Origin of the sequence: Dickeya sp. Secpp 1600 (genome assembly GCF_003049805.1) — a bacterium.
Taxonomy (GTDB): Bacteria; Pseudomonadota; Gammaproteobacteria; order Enterobacterales; family Enterobacteriaceae; genus Dickeya; species Dickeya fangzhongdai.
Genome location: NZ_CP023484.1, coordinates 1673065 through 1694769 on the forward strand (window position 1 = coordinate 1673065; position 21705 = coordinate 1694769).

22 protein-coding genes and 3 pseudogenes are annotated in these 21705 nt (G+C 50.9%); 15 read left to right on the forward strand and 10 right to left on the reverse strand.

Annotation, left to right across the window (positions count from 1 at the left end):
• Window positions 1-22: 22 nt before the first annotated feature.
• The gene (locus CPA59_RS07490) at window positions 23-943 is read right to left on the reverse strand and encodes a DMT family transporter (protein WP_038918470.1); all 921 of its coding nucleotides are present in this window, start codon (window positions 941-943) and stop codon (window positions 23-25) included.
• 287 nt (window positions 944-1230) lie between these two features.
• Between CPA59_RS07490 and CPA59_RS07495 the strand changes: the two genes are divergently transcribed.
• From CPA59_RS07495 to CPA59_RS07510, 4 genes are read left to right on the forward strand one after another with little or no spacing between them, the layout of a single operon-like run.
• Window positions 1231-2067, forward strand: coding sequence for a transporter substrate-binding domain-containing protein (locus tag CPA59_RS07495; protein ID WP_100849255.1), 837 nt, complete (start codon window positions 1231-1233; stop codon window positions 2065-2067).
• Between the two features lie 3 nt (window positions 2068-2070).
• The gene (gene pxpB, locus CPA59_RS07500; RefSeq protein ID WP_038660285.1) at window positions 2071-2760 is read left to right on the forward strand and encodes a 5-oxoprolinase subunit PxpB; all 690 of its coding nucleotides are present in this window, start codon (window positions 2071-2073) and stop codon (window positions 2758-2760) included.
• Complete coding sequence (locus CPA59_RS07505) at window positions 2757-3728, forward strand: biotin-dependent carboxyltransferase family protein (RefSeq protein WP_107758984.1); 972 nt, start codon at window positions 2757-2759, stop codon at window positions 3726-3728. The genes pxpB and CPA59_RS07505 overlap by 4 nt, the downstream gene beginning before the upstream one ends.
• Window positions 3729-3745: 17 nt before the next feature.
• Window positions 3746-4516 (forward strand): 5-oxoprolinase subunit PxpA, encoded by a 771-nt coding sequence (locus CPA59_RS07510; RefSeq protein WP_038668683.1) that lies wholly within the window; start codon window positions 3746-3748, stop codon window positions 4514-4516.
• 69 nt (window positions 4517-4585) lie between these two features.
• Here CPA59_RS07510 and CPA59_RS07515 read toward each other — a convergent pair whose 3' ends face one another.
• From CPA59_RS07515 to CPA59_RS07525, 3 genes are all read right to left on the reverse strand, one after another.
• On the reverse strand, window positions 4586-5875 hold the full coding sequence (locus tag CPA59_RS07515; protein ID WP_038920879.1) for a type II toxin-antitoxin system HipA family toxin: 1290 nt from the start codon (window positions 5873-5875) through the stop codon (window positions 4586-4588).
• Window positions 5865-6203, reverse strand: a complete 339-nt coding sequence (locus CPA59_RS07520; protein WP_107758985.1) for a helix-turn-helix domain-containing protein — start codon at window positions 6201-6203, stop codon at window positions 5865-5867. Before CPA59_RS07520 ends, CPA59_RS07515 begins: the two co-directional genes overlap by 11 nt.
• A 239-nt stretch (window positions 6204-6442) precedes the next feature.
• Window positions 6443-7645, reverse strand: coding sequence for a pyridoxal phosphate-dependent aminotransferase (locus CPA59_RS07525; protein ID WP_038918475.1), 1203 nt, complete (start codon window positions 7643-7645; stop codon window positions 6443-6445).
• A 344-nt stretch (window positions 7646-7989) separates the two neighbouring features.
• Here CPA59_RS07525 and nac point away from each other — a divergent pair, with 344 nt between their 5' ends.
• The 7 genes from nac (at window position 7990) to CPA59_RS07565 (ending at window position 14197) form a co-directional block, all read left to right on the forward strand.
• Entirely contained in the window at window positions 7990-8913 is a 924-nt protein-coding gene (nac, locus tag CPA59_RS07530; RefSeq protein WP_038660277.1) for a nitrogen assimilation transcriptional regulator NAC, read from the forward strand.
• Window positions 8914-9021: 108 nt separating this feature from the next.
• Entirely contained in the window at window positions 9022-9453 is a 432-nt protein-coding gene (locus CPA59_RS07535) for a biotin/lipoyl-containing protein (protein ID WP_107758986.1), read from the forward strand.
• A 122-nt stretch (window positions 9454-9575) separates the two neighbouring features.
• A complete protein-coding gene (locus CPA59_RS07540) occupies window positions 9576-10328 on the forward strand; it encodes an SDR family oxidoreductase (protein ID WP_100849260.1) in 753 nt (250 codons plus the stop codon).
• Window positions 10329-10350: 22 nt separating this feature from the next.
• Window positions 10351-11046, forward strand: a complete 696-nt coding sequence (locus CPA59_RS07545; RefSeq protein ID WP_038918479.1) for an amino acid ABC transporter permease — start codon at window positions 10351-10353, stop codon at window positions 11044-11046.
• 5 nt (window positions 11047-11051) lie between these two features.
• On the forward strand, window positions 11052-11822 hold the full coding sequence (locus tag CPA59_RS07550; RefSeq protein WP_100849262.1) for an amino acid ABC transporter permease: 771 nt from the start codon (window positions 11052-11054) through the stop codon (window positions 11820-11822).
• Window positions 11819-12553, forward strand: coding sequence for an amino acid ABC transporter ATP-binding protein (locus CPA59_RS07555; RefSeq protein ID WP_107758987.1), 735 nt, complete (start codon window positions 11819-11821; stop codon window positions 12551-12553). The genes CPA59_RS07550 and CPA59_RS07555 overlap by 4 nt, the downstream gene beginning before the upstream one ends.
• A 675-nt stretch (window positions 12554-13228) precedes the next feature.
• Complete coding sequence (locus CPA59_RS07565) at window positions 13229-14197, forward strand: DUF2971 domain-containing protein (RefSeq protein WP_107758989.1); 969 nt, start codon at window positions 13229-13231, stop codon at window positions 14195-14197.
• Window positions 14198-14287: 90 nt separating this feature from the next.
• On the opposite strand, the pseudogene CPA59_RS07570 reads toward CPA59_RS07565, so the two are convergent.
• The 4 genes and pseudogenes from CPA59_RS07570 to CPA59_RS22850 all read right to left on the reverse strand — a co-directional run.
• Window positions 14288-14443: pseudogene (locus tag CPA59_RS07570) on the reverse strand (helix-turn-helix domain-containing protein); the annotation flags it as partial.
• Window positions 14444-14621: 178 nt separating this feature from the next.
• On the reverse strand, window positions 14622-16277 hold the full coding sequence (locus tag CPA59_RS07575) for an ATP-binding protein (protein ID WP_107758990.1): 1656 nt from the start codon (window positions 16275-16277) through the stop codon (window positions 14622-14624).
• 11 nt (window positions 16278-16288) lie between these two features.
• The gene (locus tag CPA59_RS07580; RefSeq protein WP_107758991.1) at window positions 16289-17632 is read right to left on the reverse strand and encodes a DNA cytosine methyltransferase; all 1344 of its coding nucleotides are present in this window, start codon (window positions 17630-17632) and stop codon (window positions 16289-16291) included.
• A 1-nt stretch (window position 17633) separates the two neighbouring features.
• The gene (locus tag CPA59_RS22850; protein WP_159077929.1) at window positions 17634-18056 is read right to left on the reverse strand and encodes a hypothetical protein; all 423 of its coding nucleotides are present in this window, start codon (window positions 18054-18056) and stop codon (window positions 17634-17636) included.
• 428 nt (window positions 18057-18484) lie between these two features.
• Between CPA59_RS22850 and CPA59_RS07585 the strand changes: the two genes are divergently transcribed.
• The 3 genes from CPA59_RS07585 to CPA59_RS07595 all read left to right on the forward strand — a co-directional run bounded on the left by CPA59_RS07585 (window position 18485) and on the right by CPA59_RS07595 (window position 20299).
• Window positions 18485-19426: an ArdC family protein gene (locus tag CPA59_RS07585; protein ID WP_107758992.1), complete on the forward strand. Its 942-nt coding sequence runs from the start codon at window positions 18485-18487 to the stop codon at window positions 19424-19426.
• Window positions 19427-19745: 319 nt separating this feature from the next.
• Entirely contained in the window at window positions 19746-19982 is a 237-nt protein-coding gene (locus CPA59_RS07590; RefSeq protein ID WP_107758993.1) for a type II toxin-antitoxin system CcdA family antitoxin, read from the forward strand.
• Between the two features lie 2 nt (window positions 19983-19984).
• Window positions 19985-20299 carry a CcdB family protein gene (locus CPA59_RS07595; protein WP_027712562.1) on the forward strand — a complete coding sequence of 105 codons (315 nt, stop codon included), beginning with the start codon at window positions 19985-19987 and terminating at the stop codon, window positions 20297-20299.
• 113 nt (window positions 20300-20412) lie between these two features.
• Here CPA59_RS07595 and CPA59_RS23110 read toward each other — a convergent pair.
• A pseudogene (locus CPA59_RS23110) lies at window positions 20413-20502 on the reverse strand (mobilization protein mobC); the annotation flags it as partial.
• Between the two features lie 224 nt (window positions 20503-20726).
• Window positions 20727-21278 carry a hypothetical protein gene (locus CPA59_RS07605; protein ID WP_107758995.1) on the reverse strand — a complete coding sequence of 184 codons (552 nt, stop codon included), beginning with the start codon at window positions 21276-21278 and terminating at the stop codon, window positions 20727-20729.
• A 264-nt stretch (window positions 21279-21542) separates the two neighbouring features.
• Between CPA59_RS07605 and CPA59_RS07610 the strand changes: the two are divergent.
• Window positions 21543-21659, forward strand: a pseudogene (locus tag CPA59_RS07610) (transposase); the annotation flags it as partial.
• Window positions 21660-21705 lie beyond the last annotated feature (46 nt).

A 21705-nucleotide genomic window follows, 5' to 3' on the forward strand; every position in this document is an offset into this window, starting at 1 on the left:
AAGCGTATTGTGTGACGATGGATCATGATAACGAGCGGATTATCTGCCCTTTGCGCTGGCGCTGATCGCACCAGATGGTGAAGACCCCAGCCATGACGACGATAGACGCGCCGAGAAGCGTGGCGTGTCCGGGCAAGCTGTCGAGAAACAAATAACCAATCACCATAGACCATACCAGCGTCGTGTAATCAAACGGCGCGAGTAGCGAGGCATCGGCATAACGCAGACTGAGCGTGACCAGAATTTGCGCCAGCCCGCCAAACAAACCGCAGCCCATCAGCAACGCCCACTGCCAGCCGGTAGGGCGCGCCCAGCCCAAAAGGGCCGTCGAGAGGCCAATCAACGTGGTCATCAGCGAAAAATAAAAAACGATCGCTCCCGGCGTTTCGACGCCATTCAAGAAGCGGATTTGCACATTGGATGTCGCGGAGCAGACGGCGGCCAGCAGGGCAAATACCGCCCCCAGCGCTGCGTCGTCAAGGGTGAAGCCGGATGCCCGTAACGCGTGACCGAGCGTGAGGTTTGACGACAGCATAATCACAATGCCGCTAAAGCCGACCAGGACCGCCAGCCAGCGATAAAAGCGCACCTTCTCTTTCAGCAGCATCGCGGCCATAAGCACGGTAAATAACGGTGCGGCGTAACTGATGGCCGTGGCGTCGGCCAGCGAGATATAAACCAGCGCCAGATAGTTGAAATACATGCCGCCGGTACCGGAGAAACCGCGAATAAAATGGCCGAAGATATTGTGGGTTTTGATGCTGTTGATGACGCTGCCTTGTATTTTCAGCCACAGCAACAGAGGAAAGAGCGCAACGAACGAGCGGAAAAAGATGACTTCTCCGGTGGGTATGGCGCCGTTTAGCCCTTTGACGCAGGCCAGCATTAATGTCGCGCACAGCGCCGACATTATTTTCAGCAACATCCCAAGTTTGGCATTCATGGTCTTACCTTTACTACATGCAGGTGTGGATGAGCCCTAACCTTAGAACGCCCGCAACGTGCGTCGATAAGATAATTTCCCTCTGCCTGAATAACCTTTTCTTATTACCCGATGCTGTCGATGCGGCGTGATATTGGTCATATAAATTGTGTATCTCGCAACACGGTTTCCCTCTTATGCCGTCGAAAGCAAAGCCCGTATATTTCAGAGAATACGGGCTGCCATACTGGGTGGGTCTGGTAATAAAAGTCGTGTATTCAACGAATTAATACTTTGGGGGAAACATCATGACCGTGAAAAAATTATCTGCCGCGCTGGCGTTGCCACTTGTATTCGCCAGCGTCGGGGCGAAGGCGGACCTGCTTTCAGACATGACTGCCCGGGGGGATTTGAGATGTGCGGTTTATTCGGATGTCCCGCCTTTTTCATCACCGGATGCGAATACACGTCAGTTGGTGGGAATGGATGTTGACCTCTGCAATGCGCTGGCGAAGCAAATGGGGCTGAAGCTGACGCTGGTGCCGACATCGGTAGAAGCCCGCATCGCGGTGATTGCCACCGGACGCGCCGATGTGCTGATCGCCAACCTGGCCTACACGAAAACACGCGGTAACCAAATCCAGTTCAGCGACCCATACTACGTGGCAAAAGAGATGCTGCTGGTGAAAAAAGAGAACGCAGATAAAACCCTTGAGTATTTCAAAGGCAAACGCATCAGCGCGACCAAAGGAACTACCTCTGAGCAGTCGATCAACATTAAAGGCGGTAAAGCGGTCACCTTCCAGGACGCGGCTTCCGCGTTTCTCGCGCTTGAGCAAAACAAGGCGGTGGGCTTTGTTACCAACACGATGACCGGCATCAAAATGATCTCGCAGGCGAAAAAAGACGGTATTGAACTGGCGATGATCAAAGAACCGATGGCGCTGGAACCCATTGGAGTGGGTATGAAACGCGACGAACCTGCGCTGCTTACCGCCGTCAACACCGGCCTGAAAACCATGGATGACAATGGCGCCATCGACAAAATCTGGGACACCTGGATTGGGCCGAACACCGAATACAAAATGGTGCGCGAAGAGCGCGTGCAGCCTCTGTCGAATCTGAAATTTGAACCGCTGGAATAAGTTATGGCCTGGTTAGAGCAACACGCGTCGGTTTCTCTGGGGGCGGATGTCACCCTCTCGACCATGGGTAGCCGGGCCTGGCTGGTGGAAGCGCCAGGCGCATTTAGCCTGGCCGCCCAACGGCGCATCTGGTCACTGGCGCAAATGCTCTCTCACTGTGACGACGTCGAAACGCTGATTCCCGGCGTCACCAATTTACTGGTATTGCTCAAACGTACCCCGGAAGAGGCGGATGCCTTCCCGCAACGGCTGCGTGAATACTGGCGACAGGCACAGGAAGTGCACCCGCAGGGGCAGTTGATTGAAATTCCGGTTCACTACGGCGGCGCGCTGGCAAGCGATCTGGAAGCGGTCTGTCGTCATACCGGTTTTGGCGAAAACGAGGTGATTCGCCGCCATTATCAGGGGCAGTACACCGTTGTCGCGCTGGGTAGCGCCCCCGGTTTCGGTTATCTGCATGGCCTTGATCCGCTGCTCGCCACGCCGCGTAAAAAAGTACCGTCGCTCAATATGCTAAAAGGCACGGTCACCATTGGCGGGGCGCAGACGGGCGTATCGGTGCTGACCGGCCCCAACGGCTGGAACGCCATTGGCTATGCGGAGCTGGAAGTCTTTGACCCGTACGCGGCCAGTCCCGCATTGATGGCGCCCGGCGACAACATCCGTTTTTTACCCGAAAGGATAGAGCTGTGATTGAAATTGAGCGCACGGGTGCGCTGAACACGGTGCAGGATTTGGGTCGCTTTGGCTTTCGCCACCTTGGGGTGTCGGTGAGCGGCGTGATGGATCCGCTGGCGCTGCGGGCGGGCAATGCGCTGCTGGGTAATGACGATAACGCCGCCGCCGTTGAGGTGCAGATGTTTCCCTTTCGCGTCCGTTTTCAACAGGATACGGCGATCGCGCTAACGGGGGCGGATTGCCGTGCGCGGCTTGATGATGTTGACCTGCCGCCCTGGTGGGGCTGCCGGGTTGCCAAAGGACAGGTGCTGGAGATGCGCTATCCGCGTTCCGGCACGCGCGGCTACCTCTGCGTGGCGGGCGGAATCGCGGTTCCCGAGGTGTTAGGTTCACGCAGCACGGCGCTGCGTGGCGGGTTCGGCGGCGTTGACGGGCGTCCGCTGCAGGCCGGCGACACCTTGCCGTCAGGCGCTTGCCGGGCGACCTTGCCGCAGGGCGGGTTGGGCATCGAGCCGCCTGAACTGGCGCTGCGCGACGCGTTCCCGGCGGTGAACAATGGCGTGGTACCGGTGCGGGCGATTCCGTCCGGCGAATATGCGCTGTTCGCAGCCGATCATGCGCGTTTCTGGCAGCAATCCTGGCAAATTTCCAGACAAAGCAACCGTACCGGCTACCGGCTTTCCGGAGAACCGATTTACCCTTCGCGCACCATTGAGATGCGCTCGTACGGGCTGATCCCCGGCATTGTGCAGGTTCCCCCCGCCGGGGAACCGATCATTCAGTTAAGCGACGCCAATACGGCAGGCGGATACCCCAAAATCGCCTGCGTGATTGAGGAAGATTTATGGCGGCTCGGACAGCTACAGGCCGGACAGTCGATTCAATTAATTCCAAGCGATGCGAAGCAGGCCATCGTTGCGCGGCGGGCGATTGAACGCTGGCTGGCGCAACTGCGTGATTTTTCGCGTTCTTTGACCGCGTGAACGGATAACGACAGATGATGAAAATAGATGTGAACTCCGATATGGGAGAAGGGTTTGGTGTCTATCAGTTGTGTGATGACGAAGCCCTGATGCAAGTGGTTTCATCGGCGAATATCGCCTGCGGTTTTCATGCGGGGGATCCGGCCATCATGACGCAAATGGTACGGCTGGCAAAACGCCGGGGCGTGGGCATTGGCGCGCATCCTGGCTTGCCGGACCGGTTAGGGTTCGGGCGTAAAGAAATTGCCTTTAGCCCCGATGAGATTTGCCAGCAGGTGATTTATCAGATCGGCGCGCTGCAGGCGATTGCCAGAACCGAAGGCGTGAGCGTGTCGCATGTCAGTTTTCACGCGGCGATGGGCAATATGATTAATCGGGATGAGGCGCTGGCGCGGCAGGTGATGCAGGCGATTTCTCACCTTGACCCGGCTCTGATTATCTTTTGTCAGGCGGATACCATTATTGAGCGTGCAGCCCAAAGCGTGGGCCTGCGGAGCCTGACGCTGTTTCTGGCCGACCGCGCCTGCGACGCGGCAGGGCGTCTGGTGCCGCGCGGCAAGCCCGGCGCGGTCATTAAAGAAGAAGGGGCGGTGCGCGGTCGGGTGCGTCAGTTCCTGCAGGAAGGCACGGTCACCAGCATTGAGGGGCACCGGCTTGCCGTGCGCGCCCGGTCCATTCTGATTCATAGCGATACGCCGGGTTCGCTGACGCTTGCGAAGATTGTGCGCAGTGAGATTGAGGCCTGCGGGGCGGTGGTGGCGCCGGCTGCGGAGGTGTTGCAGCAGTAGCCCTGTCGGTGGTTTGTCGGGGGAGGCGCGGCGCTTACCCGACATGCCAATACCGTTTCAACCGCAAGATCAGCCCGACAGATTACGTAATTGCATGATGACAGAAGGAGTGCCTTCAAATATGAACGGGTTGAGGAACATTCGCCCCCAGAACAAGCGCCGGTCTACTTCGCTTAATGCAACTTCGTCACACACCTCTGTCCAGTTTGTGCGCACAGCGTCAATGCACTGGATAATGATCCTGATGGCTTCCTGTTCGTTCAGCAGGAATTTGGGTGCGGCTCTCAGACAGACAGAGAGATTACTCATGCGGTTTTCACCTGCGATGAGCATCGCTTGCGTCGCCTCATTACCTGAACGGCTCTGAGGGCAAATGTCATAGGCAGGAGTTAGACTCAGTGTCTTGCCATTCCAGAACGCTGCATGATTTCTGGCATGATCGTCGGTATTGCCACAGATGATATTGAAAATCAGACGATTGAATAGCTCGCGCAATGTTTCCTTCGGCGCGTCGAAGCGCTGGCGGATAATGTCTGTTAAATCCTCGTAGCTTGCATATCTCGCCATCATTTCATCCAGACCAAAAATAGTCAGGGCCGACACCATCAGACGACGCTCCCATCCCATATCTTTCTTCATGCGATCAAATCGCTCGACCAATATGACATCCTTACCTGCAGTATGACGAAAGCGTACAGAAGCGACGTTTAAACCGGCTCTGACCGCCAATTTCATGGCAATGTATTCCGCCTTCACTACATTATAAGTATCCGTTGAAGAAGAGAATTTAGCGATGAACTTACGGTCGTCAGATTCGATCATTGCTTTTGGTCGCGCTCCGCCAAGCGAACTGCCATGAAAAAGCGCAAGGTCCAGTTCCGGCGTGAGAGGGATACCATTTTCAACCATGGCCGCCGCTTGCATCAGCTCTTCAAGAGATGCGCTCTGGGCCGCTCGTGGGACATATTGTGTCGCTGATAATTGAAAATCGAGCCCGCCTATTCTGTCAGAGCCAGATTCGAGTAAGTATGTCAGTTCGTCCAGTTTATCGGGATCGGCATCCTTGCTCTGGGTACCAACCAGCCTGTTGAGAATGACACGTCGGCCCCATGCATCAGGCGCTGCATCGCGTAGAGCGCTGGCTTGCTGTAGGTCCGGACCCGGTAAAATGGCGCCACGAACCAGAGGGAGTTCTGGCCCATAGATAGATATTGCGTCTTCACGCTCCAGATAGCTACGCCCGTAATTGAAGATAAACCGATTGCCGTCGCGGTTTAATACGCCAGCAACAACAGGTTGAGTCGCGCCTGGCAACCAGATCCATACGTAGGCCTGCCTGACATTATTATCAGAAATCATCATTTATCTCTTTTCGGGAGCGATGTACTGCACGTGGCATAAGTGACAGGGTTTTCTCTGCGTTCGCTATATGCATTGTCATTGCCGCGTGCTCGGGCGTAAAAAGCGGAACTCCGATGATAGTGGCAAGCTCAAATACTGCGCCGATTGTACACCCCATATCGCCTTCTTCGGCACGATAGACAAGCCCCCGGGATACCCCTGCCCGCTCGGCGAGTTCCTCGACGGTGAGTTTGCGCTCAATGCGCGCAGTGCGAATCATCAGTCCAAGTAATCGAGCCGCATCACTGCTATAGCGAGAATATGTTCGAGTGGACGGCTTTGCCATAACTTACCTCGTGTTTCATTAATAGGTCATATTGCATAATTATAACCCATTTATAGAGCATGGTGGCAAAGTGATGATAATGACCTTATTCCATTAATAGAATATTTTTCCTGTATGTGACCGGTTAATGGAACAAAGCCGCCTGTGGAACAACCGGCGGTTTATTTTAATGTCGGGTGGGAGGGAGCGTTCGTGTAGCCCCGGTCAGCGCCAGCGCCGCCGGGGAGGGAATGTGAAGCTTACCGGCATCCTTCGCAAAACGCGGCGAGGCGCTCGCAACCGGTTTGCAGGCGCTCCATGCTGGTGGCGTAAGAGAGGCGAAGATAAGGGCTGATACCGTAGGCCGCGCCCTGAACGGTCACCACATGCTGCTCTTCAATTAATGCCATCACAAAATCGGCATCGCTGGCAATCAGTCGCCCGGCCGCGCTGGTTTTTCCGATAAACGCCGCGATATTCACAAACAGATAAAACGCCCCCTGCGGCTTATGGCACGTCAGCCCCGGAATGGCGGCCAGTTTCGCCAGCACAAAATCGCGGCGCTCGCGGTAAATGGCGGCGCGCTCTTTGAGTAAATCCTGCGGGCCATCCAGCACGGCGATGGCCGCCGCCTGCGCCAGCGTCGTAATGCCGCCTGAGTTCTGGGTGTTCACATTGCTCATCGCTTTGATAAGCGGCGCGGGACCGCCGCAAAAGCCCAGACGCCAGCCGGTCATGGAATATGCTTTCGACACGCCATTTACCGTCAGCACGCGGTCGTACAGACGCGGTTCCACCTGCGCCAGCGTCAGGAAAACGCAGTCGTCATAAATCAGGTGCTCATAAATATCGTCGGTCAGGATCCAGACGTGCGGGTTATCGAGCATCACATCGGCGATGCCCTGCAATTCTTCGCGGCTGGCGACGGAGCCGGTGGGATTGCTGGGATAGTTCAGCAACAGCCATTTGGTTTTGGCTGTTATCGCCGCGGCGATATCCGCAGGCAGCGGCTTAAAACCGTTTTCTTCATGGCAGGGCACGGGGATCGGCGTGGCGCCGGCGAATTTTACGATGTCCGCATAGCTAATCCACGACGGCGTGGGGATCACCACCTCATCGCCGGGGTTAAGCGTGGCCATCATGGCGTTGAAGATTATCTGCCGGGCGCCGCCAGCGGTGATTATTTGACTAACGTCGTAATCCAGGCCGTTGTCGCGTTTGAATTTGCGCTGGATAGCCGCCCGCAGCGCCGGTGTTCCGTCGGTGGGAGGGTAGCGCGTGTCTCCGGCGAGGGCGGCGGCATGCGCCGCTTCAATCGCATGCATGGGGGTGGGAAAGTCCGGCTCTCCGGTGGAAAGCCCAACCACATCAATACCCTGCGCGGCGAGATCCCGCGCCTTTTGCGTCATCGCGACGGACGCTGAAATGACTATGTTTTTAAGTCGATCGGCAATTTCTGGCATATCACAGGTGTTCCAGTTGGTTCAGCGGGAACCGCGCTTGCGCACGGTGGAGGGTGATGCATGTCTGAGGATAGGGAACCGGCCTGGCGGGCGGATAATACCGCTTTGTTGTGGGGACATAATACAAAGCAATGACGGAGACCACCGTAAGACACTGCAACGATGCAATGCCATGCCCGTTTGCACCGCAGCGGTGCGGGGCGCTCACGGTGGAATGCGGCCTGGGCGGCAGTTGCACAGATTATGCGCTAATCAAACCATAAGTAGCCTGTGTGGTTCCGCAATCATTAGAACTGGCACATCCATTGCTTAATTGATGAGAAAGCCATCACTGGAGAAATGCCATGAATCTACGTCGCCTGAAATATTTCATCAAAATTGTCGATGTGGGCAGCTTAACCCAGGCGGCGGATATTCTGCATATCGCTCAGCCCGCGCTCAGCCAGCAGCTTGCGACGCTGGAAGGGGAGGTGAATCAGCAACTGCTGATTCGTACCAAACGCGGGGTAACGCCAACCACCGCGGGCAACATTCTTTATACCCATGCCCAGGCGATTTTGCGCCAGTGCGCGCAGGCGCAGAGCGCTATCGACCGTTCGGGAATGGAGCTGTGCGGCAACGTTTCCGTGGGCCTTGCTCCCGGCACGGCGGCGCAGCAGCTGGCCATTCCGCTGATGAAAGAGGTGCAGCGCCAGCATCCTGGCATTGTGCTCTACTTCAACGAAAACTTCGGCACCACCTTAAGCGAGCTGATCATGAACGGGAGGATGGATATGGCGGTGATCTACGATAACCGTGCGATCCACGGGCTGCGCTTTATTCCTTTAATGAAGGAGCACCTGTATTTTGTCTGCCCGAATAGCCTTGATAAGCCGGTAAAAGAGATTGCGCTTGCCGATGTGGCGCGCTACGACCTGTTCGTGCCGCGCATTTACAACATCATGCGTAAATGTGTGGATGACGCCTTTGTTAAAGAAGGGCTGGATTACCGGGTCGCCTGTGAAATTGAGTCGCAAACTACGCTCAATGCGGCGCTGGCGGCGGGGCTGGGCTGCACGATCATGCCGGAGTCCGCTGCGCGCGCGATGCTGAAAGCATCCGATGCGTGGATGGCGAAAATTATCGAACCGGATGTACATGCCTCGCTCTCGTTTTGCATCTCGGACCATTTGCCGCTCTCGGAACCGGCGGAAGCGGTGAAATCCATTCTGCTTTCACTGGTGTCGAACCGCACGCCGGACAACCGTCCCTTAACGCTGGTGAGTTAATAAGTCTCCCTTATTACCGTAAAGCGAAACCCTCTTACTGGCCGGCAGCGTACACGGGATAGAGTGAAGACATTCACCGAAAACACTAGCCAGTAACCGGGTCCGGATATGGAAAAAACGCTCACACTTAAGGTGTTACAGCAGCTGGCGCACAGCCTGCGCGCCACGTCAATTTCGCATGTTGCGCTAAAGGGCAGAACGTGGTCAGTTCATCTCACCGCCTCTCCCCGCATTGCGCCGCCTCCTGCGGCAGAGAAACCTTCTGGCTTAACGCCGCCGTTAACGCCGTTATGCGCCCCTGCTCCAGGGCGGGTGCTGCTGCGCCATCCGCTTCTTGACGGCAATTTCGCTGCGCCGGGCGTAGCGGTTAACCCACACGATTTGCTGGCGATGGTGAAGGTAGGCGCCCTCTATTTACCCGTGCGAAGCCCGGTGTCAGGGCGGCTGATTTCCTTCGTCGTCAACGATGGCGACGTCGTGGGATTTGGTCAGGAAATCGCGAAAATTCAAAACCATGCCCCTCTGGCATCAGGATTATAAGTCCCCCTTATCGCCTCAAACCATTTATGTCTTATACCGCCGGGACATAACTGAATAGAGTCAAAAATACGCAATAAATACGATGCGGCATTGATGACCGCAGTCATGACAGGAGAGGCAACATGCCATTTTCAGATTACAAAGTCGCACTGGTGACTGGCGCGTCCGCCGGTATGGGTGAAGCGATTGTTGAACGTTTATGCCAGGAAGGCATCACCGTGCATGCGGTTGCCCGCCGGCGGGAACAACTGATTGCGCTGGCCGATCGCACCGGCTGCATTCCTCATGCGCTGGACGTGGCCGACCTCGATGCGCTGACCCGCCTGTGCAGCGATTTGCAGGTTGATATTCTGGTTAATAACGCCGGGGTTTCGCACCCCGGCTCCATTCTGAATGCCAGTGAAGATGTGATTGAAACCCAGTTGAACGTTAACCTGCGCGCGGTATTGCATCTGTGTCGCCTGCTGGTTCCGGGCATGGTGGCGCGCGACTGCGGCCACGTCATCAATATCACCTCCATCGCCGCTATTTATAACTTTAACGGCAACTCGGTGTATCACGCGACCAAGGCGGGCGTGCATGCCTTGTCGCGACAACTGCGCGTTGACTGTTACGGCAAACGCGTTCGCATCACGGAGATTTGTCCGGGGCGTGTGGCGACCGATATTTTTGGCAACGTGTCCGGCGATCATGAGGACGCCCGCAGGCGTTTTATCGATGGCTTTGAGCTGCCTCAGGCAAAAGACATTGCAGATTGCGTGGCCTTTGCCGTTAGCGCGCCGGTGGCGGTGAATATCGGCAATATAGAAATCACGCCGACGCTGCAGGTTCCCGGCGGGCTTTCTACGATGCGTCCCGGCGAAAGCGTAGTCTGAGCGGGTTTACAGGAGGCTCATTATGGCGCTCGATTTTAGTGCTGTGTTAACAGGCCATTATGGCGGGATGATCGTGCAGGGCGCGACTATTACGCTGGAACTGGCGCTGGGCGCCTGGCTGCTGGCCATGTTTATCGCGCTGCTGCTGCTGGTTGTCCGTCTGACGGAAAACCGCTTCGCTACGCGGCTGGTGGCGGCTTACATCTCCTATCACCGTAATGTGCCCACGCTGATCCAATTGATGATGTGGTATTTCGCCATTCCGACGCTGCTGCCGGAATCGGTGCAGAGCTGGATCAACGCGTTCAATGCCGAGTTTCTTTTCTCGATGTTCGCATTGGGGTTATGCCAGGCGGCCTACTTCTCCGAAGATATCCGCAGCGGCCTGCGCGCCATACCTGACGGGCAGAATGAGGCCGCGCGGGCATTAGGAATGAGCTATATGCGGGCGATGGGGGCGGTTATTTTGCCGCAGGGGATCCGCAACGCGCTGCCTGCGCTGATTAACCATACCGTTTTGCTGTTTAAAAACACCAGCCTGGCGATGGTCATCGGCGTGACCGAACTGACCTACGTCACGCGCGACATTGAAAATCAGACCTTCCGTACCTTCGAAGCCTATGTGATTGGAACGCTGGGATATCTGGCATTTTCACTGTTGTTGATGGGACTGGGCGCGCTGTTGGGGCGTCATTTTCAACGCGTGTATGCGAGGTAATCGCTATGTTTGACGTTTTAACCATTTTGCACGACCACAGCATGCTGTTCCTGATGGGACAATACCCGAACGGGCCGCTGGGCGGCGTGCTTTGCACGCTGTTAATCTCGCTGTTGGCGGTGGCGCTCTCCTTTCCGCTTGGCGTGCTGGTGGGGCTGGCTCGCCTGTCGCCGTGGCGCGGGTTACGCTGGGCCGCCGCCTGTTGGGTCTACACGCTGCGTGGTATTCCGCTAATGATGGTGGTGTTCTGGACTTACTTCTGCGTACCGCTGCTGATTGGGCAGAATATCAGCGGCTTTTCCACCATGCTCTGCACGCTGGTTATCTACGAAAGCGCATATATTGCCGAGATTGTCCGCGGCGGTATTCAGGCGCTGCCCCACGGCCAGTACGAAGCTTCGCGGGCGCTGGGGATGAGTTACCTGAAAACCCTGCGGCTGGTGGTTTTACCGCAGGCTTTGTTCAATTCTCTGCCCAGTCTGGTGAGCCAACTGGTGTCGATTATCAAAGATAGTACGCTTGGCTATGTCATTAACGTGCCGGAACTGACCTATGCGGCAAATCAGGTTAGTAATCAGTTGTTGACCAAGCCGTTTCAGGTGTTCGCTATTGTCGCCCTAAGCTATTACATCATCTGTTTTAGCCTGACGTGGCTGGCGAATAAGCTCGAAAACTATATTGCTAACAAACGACTCAACGAACAACCACCGCAGGGAGAAGCGCAGAACAATTCCCTTTTCTTCGCCAACCGCAATCTTAATAAGGAAACATCATGATCCCGATGATTTTGTTTAATCAGGTCAACAAGTGGTACGGCGACTACCATGCGCTGACCGATCTTAGCGCCGAAGTCAAAGTGGGTGAAGTGGTGGTGGTGTGCGGGCCGTCCGGCTCAGGTAAGTCCACGCTGATTCGCACGGTCAACCGTCTTGAGCCTATTGAGCAAGGGCAGATTCTGTTTGATGGCGTAGATATTCACGGCAGCAGCACGCGATTGAATCAGCTGCGTACGCGTATTGGGTTTGTTTTCCAGAACTTCAATCTATTCCCGCATGTGTCGGTGATGGACAACATCATGATGTCGCCAGTGAAAGTGCTGGGTACCAGACGTTCCGACGCGCGCAAACATGCCGGAGAATTGCTGGAGCGCGTCGGATTGTCGCACAAAGCCAACGCCTATCCGGCGCAGCTTTCCGGCGGGCAACAGCAGCGAGTCGCCATTGCCCGAGCGTTGGCGATGAAGCCGCCGGTGATGCTGTTTGATGAACCCACATCGGCGCTGGATCCGGAAATGGTGGGGGAGGTCTTAAGCGTGATGCGTTCGCTGGCGCAGGAAGGCATGACCATGATGTGCGTTACGCATGAGATGCATTTTGCCCGCGATGTGGCGGATACCATCTGGTTTATGGATCAGGGCGAAATTCTGGAAAAGGCCAAGCCGGAACAATTCTTTAGCGCACCGCAGCACCCTCGCGCAAGGCGTTTCCTGAGCGATTTACTGAACTGATGGCAATATAATCTCCCAGTCCGCTTCCAGCGGGTAAATCCTGACGGTGAGCCTATCGGATAAAAACGCCATTGATGAGATGGCGTGATAAAAGCAAAAATCCCGCTTAAGTTTCCTTAAGCGGGATTTTCTAAATTTGGCTCCTCTGACTGGGATCGCCTTTGCCAGTAACTGGCTAATAAGTAAGCTAAACCTGAATTGCCGTTCTGTCAAGACCACCAGAATGACCACCAATAAGCATATGTTGTATACAGGCTGGTTTGAGGGTCCATGCAGCATGTTGTTGTAGTAACCCCGTTTAAACTGGAAACTTCACTAGTAAGACATAGGTCTATGTTTAAGAAACATCCTGTGCAAAGAATCGAAGTGCTTACTGGCGAGCAAAAATGCCGTCGTTATACTCCCGAAGAGAAAGCCCGTTTGTTGCGCTCGTCATGCTACCCGGTTATCCAAGCCAGGTCATGAGTGGCATAGGCGATCCGCTCATCTGCTTTCTGGTGGTAACCACGATTTACTTTGAGTGCTTTTGGGATAATTCTATGAGAGCCACAGAAACACTCCAAGGAAGGCTTTTTAAGGCTAAACTTAGGAATTCAAGGCGGGCAAAAGATGTTACTTTAGCCTGTTGTTACGAAGAGCCTGAGTCCCCAAGTTGTGCAAATAGGAAAGGGTTGAATGAGTGGTGCTGAGTTGATGGACAGTAACAAAGAAAATATAAAAGATTTTAGTGCGTTTTATTCTCGTGAGGCTGTTATTAAATGCCCTCACATGATGTCGCTTCTCGGATACGTATATCAGACGCATGGTCTTCCTAAATACGGTTGGCTGAATCAGGGCATGAGATATCACTATACAGATGCGGCTGGATTGTTGGGGATTATTCAGAGCGGTAGATTGTGGGCGACTGACCTTCTATTTCTGAATGATCCTTCAGAAGGTACCTTCTTGCCTGAGAAACTTTTAGGGTTCATGCGCTCTAAGCCTGGAGGACTAACCGATTCTGAAGTTAAAATTATCCACGGTGTGGAGGCTGCCCTCCACAAACCTCGTTCTAAAAAAGGAGCTTATTGCGTTAGCCTTTCGGCAAATGGTGATCTGCTTAGTCAGTGGAGAGGTTACGGAAGTTTCGGGAAAGGCTATGCGATTGGGTTAAATCTTGGCCAATTATATCCGCATCCTCAGGTCGCGCATTTTTACGATGTTGTATATGGTGATAAAGGGCTTGAGGAGCTTGCGATTGATCTTCTGGATCTTTTCGTAATTGCATCTGATAAGTGGAAAGAGCTGATGTATGAGGAGTGGGCTTATACCCTTGGTGTTCTTGCTAAGTCTTTCAAACACCTAAGCTATAGTGAGGAGCAGGAAAGCCGACTGATATGCAGCAAGGCGGAAGACGGCAAAGATTTGTTTGCGAAAGAGCTCCCTCTAATGTTCAGAGCTAAGGGGAGTGATGTAATTCCCTATATTCCAATGTCGTTGAATATTATGGAGGAGGGAGATACGGCGCGCTTACCTATAGAGAAAATTATTGTTGGGCCGGGAGTGGACTTTGAGCGAAATATTACTTCTATCTTGGCTCTTTTAAAAGCCAACTCGTACGATAATGTGGAGGTGGTTCCATCTGCGATCCCATTTCGTCCATGAGTTAGATGCCCGGACTGCTGTCGAGGAGTGGGGTGACATTCCCTCGGAAATATCAAAAAGTGCATGGAACTAAAACGGGTGCGCTTACACATCCACGCCGCCTTCATCAGCCAGTTCGCGATAACGATAAAATGTATCCCGTGAAACGCCCATGATTTTGCAGGCTTTGGATACGTTGCTGAGCTCTTCAGCGAGGTTGAGCAAACCAGCTTTGTGTTTGATAACGGGATTGGTAGTATGAAACATGAGAGTTACCTTGTGTTTTGTATAAGGCTTCGACACCCATATCAAAACCGGTAACTCTCAACCTTTCAAGGCCATGTGTCAGATCAAGTCGAGACTAATACATTTAATACGGTGGCAATTACACAGAATTACGTATACCCTCTACACCCTCTTTTTATATCATCACGATAATGAGTATTTAATTCACATTCTTTTTTATTATTTCATCTACAGATCTAATTATTAATTTTTCTAGAACCTGAAAATGTATAATTAATTGAGTTGCATTGGTGTCAAAACTTATACCGTCATGCTTATTGAGATTACCTTCTTCATGAATTTTTGCAAGTGAATTACTGGCAGATTTCTTATCTTCTCTATTGAACTGCCATTTATCCATCATGTTTTTAAAATAATCGGAAAAATTAATATTGGGAGATACACCTAGAAGTTTTGCCAATGTTTCAAAAAATGACCATGCACCTACATACACAAGGACTGCATGCTCGACACCCGAAACAGTACATAAAGAATGATATATTCGACAAAGTTTTAATGAATTAAGTTCTGTTAGTTTACTTTCGACGGCGAGTGATCTCTGAATTTTTGTTGGTGCAAGCGGACTATATGGTGTCGTACTTGGTCGGGATGTTAACGCCGACGAAGGAGCTTGGGGGGCAGGAGAAGAAGCTGTTAACGTTGTTGATGTAGGTTCCAGTATTGGTTCAGATGGATTTTCTGGAATCGCTGGTTCAGAGTTAGAAGCTATTATTGGAGTTGAATGTGTGTTGATATTAGCCCTAAATGCATCAGCTTGGCTAAGAAGTTCACTCAACCCTGGAGTTCCTTCTATAAGCGCTTCACAGAACTCATCATTATCAAAAGTAAAACGATCCTTTGTATAGGATACGGGGGAATTATCAAGGTTCAATTCACCGTAAACTCTTAATGCCCTATGCTTATTAGATGTTTTGAATATCCCAAGAGGAAGATATTTTTTGTTGGGAATACCACAGATCACTCGGTTGTGTCTGAACATCACTAGACCCGGATTTTTGATATAACTACCAGTTTCTTTAATTTCAATAAATCCATGGATGTTTTCGCCTATATATTGAAAGTTGACTGGGACACGCCAAATTTTATCCGCGCCTTCTGCAATAACGTTAGCCCCCTTTTTGACATGCTTTGGAGAAAGAAGTGTTTGGGGATTAAATGGTATAAAAAATAGTTTTTTAGGGGAGCCGTTGTAACTTGTTGTAATCACAACTTGTGGATTATTACCATATATGAATCTTTGATAAATATGTGTAATGTCATCGGTAATGGTCTGATAGCGCTCTAAACTGATGTCTCGGCGTACACCAGAAAGTACAATTTCAGTTCCAGTCCATTGACCTGTGTACGCATTATCAAAGACAGTAATTTGGGATTGTTGCTTTTGGAGAAGTTCATTTAAATTAAAATTACACATATATTGATTTTTATCTTTATCAGGATGTGTTTTTATATTCCATTCATCTGCGAACCAAACTGCTGCTGCTTTCATACCTATACCAAATTCGCTTAATCCTTTTGCAATCGGTTTACTTGCTGGTTTTAGAGCTTTTTCAAGCAAGGTTCTACTAATGCCAGGACCATCATCGCGAATTATAATTTTATTACGCATATTAGGATCGGGGTTTTCATTGTTGTAAAATTCTAATTCTATATTGAGAGGTGATTCTTTCTTAGAAATCAGATGAGCATGTATTGCGTTATCAATAAATTCACATAGAGCAAACGAAGAATCATATGCTTGGTTAACGAGTAACGTATACATATTCATATCAGGGGAGACATCAACAGAAAACATGGCAACTCCTTTTACATAAATAAATTTTGACCAATTTCGTGAATAATATGTGCATTCACAGCATTTCCTAGCGCTTTGTAGGCTTTACTGTCTGTTTCTGGTAAATACTCTAATTTATCGAGAGACTGTAATGCTGCGGCTTCTCTGATACTCATATATCGCTTAAGGCTGCCAATTATTGGTGTCTGTGTTGTTGACATAGCCACCAGTGATGGCGCGGATGTTGGTCTAATTATCCGGATTCCAGAAGCTCTAAATTGTATCAGGTGATCCCATATGTCCAGACCATTTCTATCACCCTGCCATTCAAGTTTTTGCCAACTAAGAGGAAATACTTGTAGGTGTAACTTCCATGTATCTAAAAAAACACGATGGCGTATATAAATTTCACGCGAGGCTTGAATCGCGTCTGCTAGACGTGGGCTAACTTTACCTACATTTTCTTTTGCATAGCGCGGTAGACATTCGATAATGTGATTAATGTCTTCAACAAATGACATGTCTTTACCGAATCCTCCTTTAAATTGTCTTGCAAATGAGGGATCAGATATAGATATATTGAAAGGATAAGTAGCTCCGAATTCAGGAGCAAGTATAGGTAATGTTGAGTATTCTTTAGTGGTTTTAATAAATTCAGACCAAAGCTCTAGTGCTTCCTCTTTTGCTGTTTCTAATTTTCTGACTTTAATCGGTTTCTTTTCAATGATTGCTGATACTGATAATGGCATTTTACTTGGTTGAGGCCAATTGAAGCACATATTATCGTGTTTTGATGCTACAACAAAAATACGTTTTCGCTTTTGAGGGATACCAAAATCCTGTGGCGTGTATACGCGATATTGAACTATATAGCCCTCATTGATCAGGCTATTTTCGATGTACTCCCAAAATAGTCCGCCCTGAACTTTTAATATATCAGGTACGTTTTCCAACATAACATAAAGTGGTCGTTTTTTTCTGATGATGCGTAACACATCATCAATTAACTTACCCGATTCAGGACACTCGGCGCCTTTCTTTTTACCTGCTTTAGAAAATGGTTGGCAAGGAAAACCAGCGCATAAAACTTCATGGTCTGGGACATGATTCTCGTCAACGGCTCGAATATCGCCTTCAGGCATAATCCCGTAATTTTTTAAATAGAGGTTACGTAGATTCACATCAAGTTCAGCAGCGAATACACAATTACCTCCAAGCCTTGATAAGCCAGTGTGGAATCCGCCCAGTCCTGCAAAAAGGTCAATGAAACGGAAGCCTTTTTTTAACCCAGATGAAGTAGATGGAGAATATGATTCTAATTTATTGAAAAATAAACTTCTTTCTTCTTGGTGTGCGACATTATCGTTATAGACCATTTTATTCTCTCTTACCTGAGGCGATTTTAGTAATCCCGCGCAACAAAATAGCGATGGTTTCTTCAAGTGCAGGATTTTCTCTTACTAACTCAGTAACCCGAGCAATTTCATTTCTAATATCGGAACCAAGATCGGTAAGAATTTCCGATGGGATACATTGCGACTTATCCGGCCATTCATCCTCGTAGACGCTAATCTCAAGGAATTCGCATAGAAGGCGTACCCTGTCATTTACTATTCTGAATTCCTGATTAGCTACACGGCTGACTAAATCTTTAGTGACTGAAACTTCTTGATCCCTATAGTGTTGGTTGAATTGGTAAGCGCATTTTCTATAACTCCATGATTTTTCTCTCAAAACAGTTGATACCGATTTGGCAATTCGATAATTAGAGATAAAATCATCACGTTTAGATTGTCGCATTTTTATGAGACTTCTCTGTAATTGTATCACTATTTTAAGACAATATAGAGAATAATTTAGACAATGACAATACTCAGATGAGTAACCCTTAATGGTGAAATGACGTGTTTTTTATATCCCAATAAGCTGTTGAAGCATGACGTATGTCGCTAATGAATATGAAAGTGTCTTGTAAAAATGAGACATGCTTCAGACATCTCTCACCGCTGCGAAGCAAGGGGCGCTACGCCCGACTATGCAGGGGCAGTTTTTTCTCCCGTGTGATTTTCGTTCCCGTATCAGCTTCCGGTTAATCGTTTCCCAACACAACCCGTCCCGCAAGGGTGAAGTGTACGCATTCTGCGCCCTTGCTGGCCGGAACGATGCCGGGAAAGCGAACCGTCAGGCGATACGAAGACGAAAATCACACCCCTGACGGAGAAAAAACCATGACCATTTCCCTGCATACCCAGACTAGCGCCCCTAACACCGCAGCGGCGACCAGCGTATCCCCGCTGGAGCAGTCAGGCTCCTCAAAAACGAAATTTTCCAAAACCAAAACCGATATTTATCAGACCGTCACCGACAGCATCATCACCGCGCTGGAAGCGGGCGTGAAGCCTTGGACGTGTCCGTGGCAGCGTGTGCCGGGCATGTCTGGTTTACCTTCCAACTTCGCAACCGGCATCGCGTATAGCGGAATGAATATCATGCTGCTGTGGTGCAGTGCGTCAGAACAGGGCTTCGGTGATCCACGCTGGATGACCTACAAGCAGGTACTGGCAGTAGGCGGGCAGGTTCGCAAAGGCGAACACGGCACGGCCGCCATTTTTTATACAACCCTGGAAAAAGAAAACGAAGACGGAGAAATCGACGCTATCCCGATGCTGAAAACGTTCACCGTGTTTAACGTTGAACAAATTGACGGCCTTCCCCTGACTACTGAGGTTGTTAGCCCCGCTGAGATGTTCGAGCCACCGCAGGCTGAAAACCTGTTTCGCCACAGCGGTGCCCGTATCATAGAGAAAGGTCAAAATGCCTTCTTCAAACCGTCAACGGATGAAATCTGGCTACCGGAGCGTCATCTTTTTTCTGATGCCGCTAATTTCTACGCCACCGGCCTGCATGAGCTGGTTCACTGGAGCGGAGCAAAAACACGTCTTAACCGTGAAATGAAAGGGAAGTTTGGCAGTGAGGGGTACGCCTTTGAAGAGTTGATCGCCGAGCTGGGAAGCGCGTTCCTGATGGCGGATCTGGGGATTGTTGGAGAGGTTCAGCATGAAAGCTATATTGCTTCCTGGCTGAGAGCATTGAGGAACGACAAGCGCTATATTTTCAAAGCGGCCAGTGCGGCATCGAAAGCGCACCGTTATCTGATGGATAAGGTTTGAGGACAGGGGGAAGAAGCCGCAAAGGAAGGCGGCTTTAATCTGATATCGGGGCCGCCAGAGTGAGGGCTGTTTCAATTTCCCTGAGAATGTTCCGGGCATTAATGCCCGGAACATTCTCAGGCTGCGGGTGCGGGCGGCAAAGAGCCCGCGCATCCCGCAAACGGCATTTGTACACCGGTGATTGCTGTAAACGACGGCTCAGGTATGACGTCTGACTGTGACATTTGCAGGACTGCAACGGTAGCCGGACCTGTTTTTGGTGTTATAATAAGTGTATTACGCCGTGTAATATGCACGTATCTCATACAGGAGAGCAATCATGACCGCGAAACAACGCAACACGCAGAGCGTGACCATGACGGTAGAGCGTGCCTTACTGGTCCGGGCGCGTGAAGCGGGCATTAACTTGAGTGCCACCCTGACAGCTGCCCTGGATACAGAGCTTCGCCACCATGAAGCGAAAAAATGGCAGGAAGAGAACAGGGAAGCCATCGACGCATTAAACCGTTTTCATGATGAACACGGCTGTTTCAGCGATGAATACAGGACGTTTTAACCATGCAATTCACCGTATACGGTAATACCGGGAAAAGCGCCGTTTATCCGCTGTTGCTCGATGTCACGAGCGATATTATTGGGCAGTTAAATCGTCGGATAGTGATCCCGTTGCTCCCTGTTGAAAAGTATCCGGCAGGCCGCCGACCGGATCGCCTGGTCCCCGTCGTCAGGCTGACGGACGGTAAAGAATACGCCGTAATGACGCACGAGCTGGCAAGTATCCCTGTGCAGGCTCTGGGGGCGGTGTTTTGTGATGCGTCGCAGTACCGTAATCAGGTAAAGGCCGCAATAGATTTCCTCATTGACGGCATTTAGTCGTGGCTGTCGGGAGCCTGTTCCAGTTCGTCTATCGTGCGGAACAGAAACATCTCCCGGTTTTTGGCAAGGAACGGAACCGGAATACCGTTCCTTGCCACCGTTCTGATACTGTCAAACAGCCTAACTAGACCGTTGCTGTTAGCATCCAGAAAATCAGCCCACCATTGCAGCATCAGGCGACGCTGTTCGAGGTGCTTGGTGACCTTACTCTCTGTCCGTTCTGTGCCAGAAGCGGACAAAGCTGACATCACTATGTAATAATCAACGCGGCGCAAGCCAGTCAGTTAGCTAGTGATGGGAGTGAGTTGACAAAAGTTGGCGCCCGCTACCATCGCCATCGGAGATTCTTGAGTGTACGCACTCTAAGTTACAGTTGCCTCAATTCGTTAACTTCGTAAGGTCTCTATTATGACCAACGCTCTCGTCATGAATACCTGCGTTTTAGTCGAGAGTTTAGCCTGTTTATCTCATCCATAACTTTGCTATACTCTTTGGCTAATTTTGATGGCAATTCAATACGTCCATGCTGGTTCGCTAGGTCGCCAGTATTTAAGATTTCAAATCGTTTTCTGGCAAGGTACAACCACCTGATCACGTCGGGATCATCAACCAGAGCTTGACGGATATTATCTACCTGCTTACCTGTGTAAATTCGTGTGTAATCAGGGAGAAACAGAATGCTGTCCATCCTATAAGGGTATGGGGTGATATCTAGCATATCTCCTGCATAATTCTCCCAGATGCAGTGGAACTCTGCCTCAATGTAAACTCCAGGTATCTGCCAGATAGCCCAACCGTAGACAGCCTTGCCGCCATGCTGTTCAATAGCCAGTTCGACATTGAAAAAACAGTCCATCTCTTCCGCTCCCGGAAAAGGATCGTTGTTCAGTAATACGGGTTGGATGCCAGGAACAATCTTTTGGCAAAATTCCTTTGTTTCAGGCGCAGCTAACTGCGCAGCAATTGGATGGCGCATATTATTTCTTTATATTTTAACCAGATGGAAAATTTCATAGTAAGACAAATTACTGAGACTGCCATGTAGTATTACCAGCGCGCGAATCAATTAACCTTTTCACCATACTGCTGGTTTCTACTTTCATCTAAAAGTGGAACATAAGAGTAGTATGGCGGAAGCGGTGGAGTTGACTGCGTACATATGTAAGTATCCCACTAAACCGAACCATTCACTTTTAGAGATCTTCCGACATACTGATTATGTCCCGTTGAGGAGATCGCCATGCGCAAAGCCCGATTTACCGAGCACCAGATCATCGCCGTCCTGAAGTCCGTTGAAGCCGGACGTACCGTCAAAGACGTCTGCCGCGAAGCGGGAATATCCGAGGCTTCGTACTACATCTATGGACTACCTCCGTTTTGCAAGCACTGATTCTGGTTTTGGG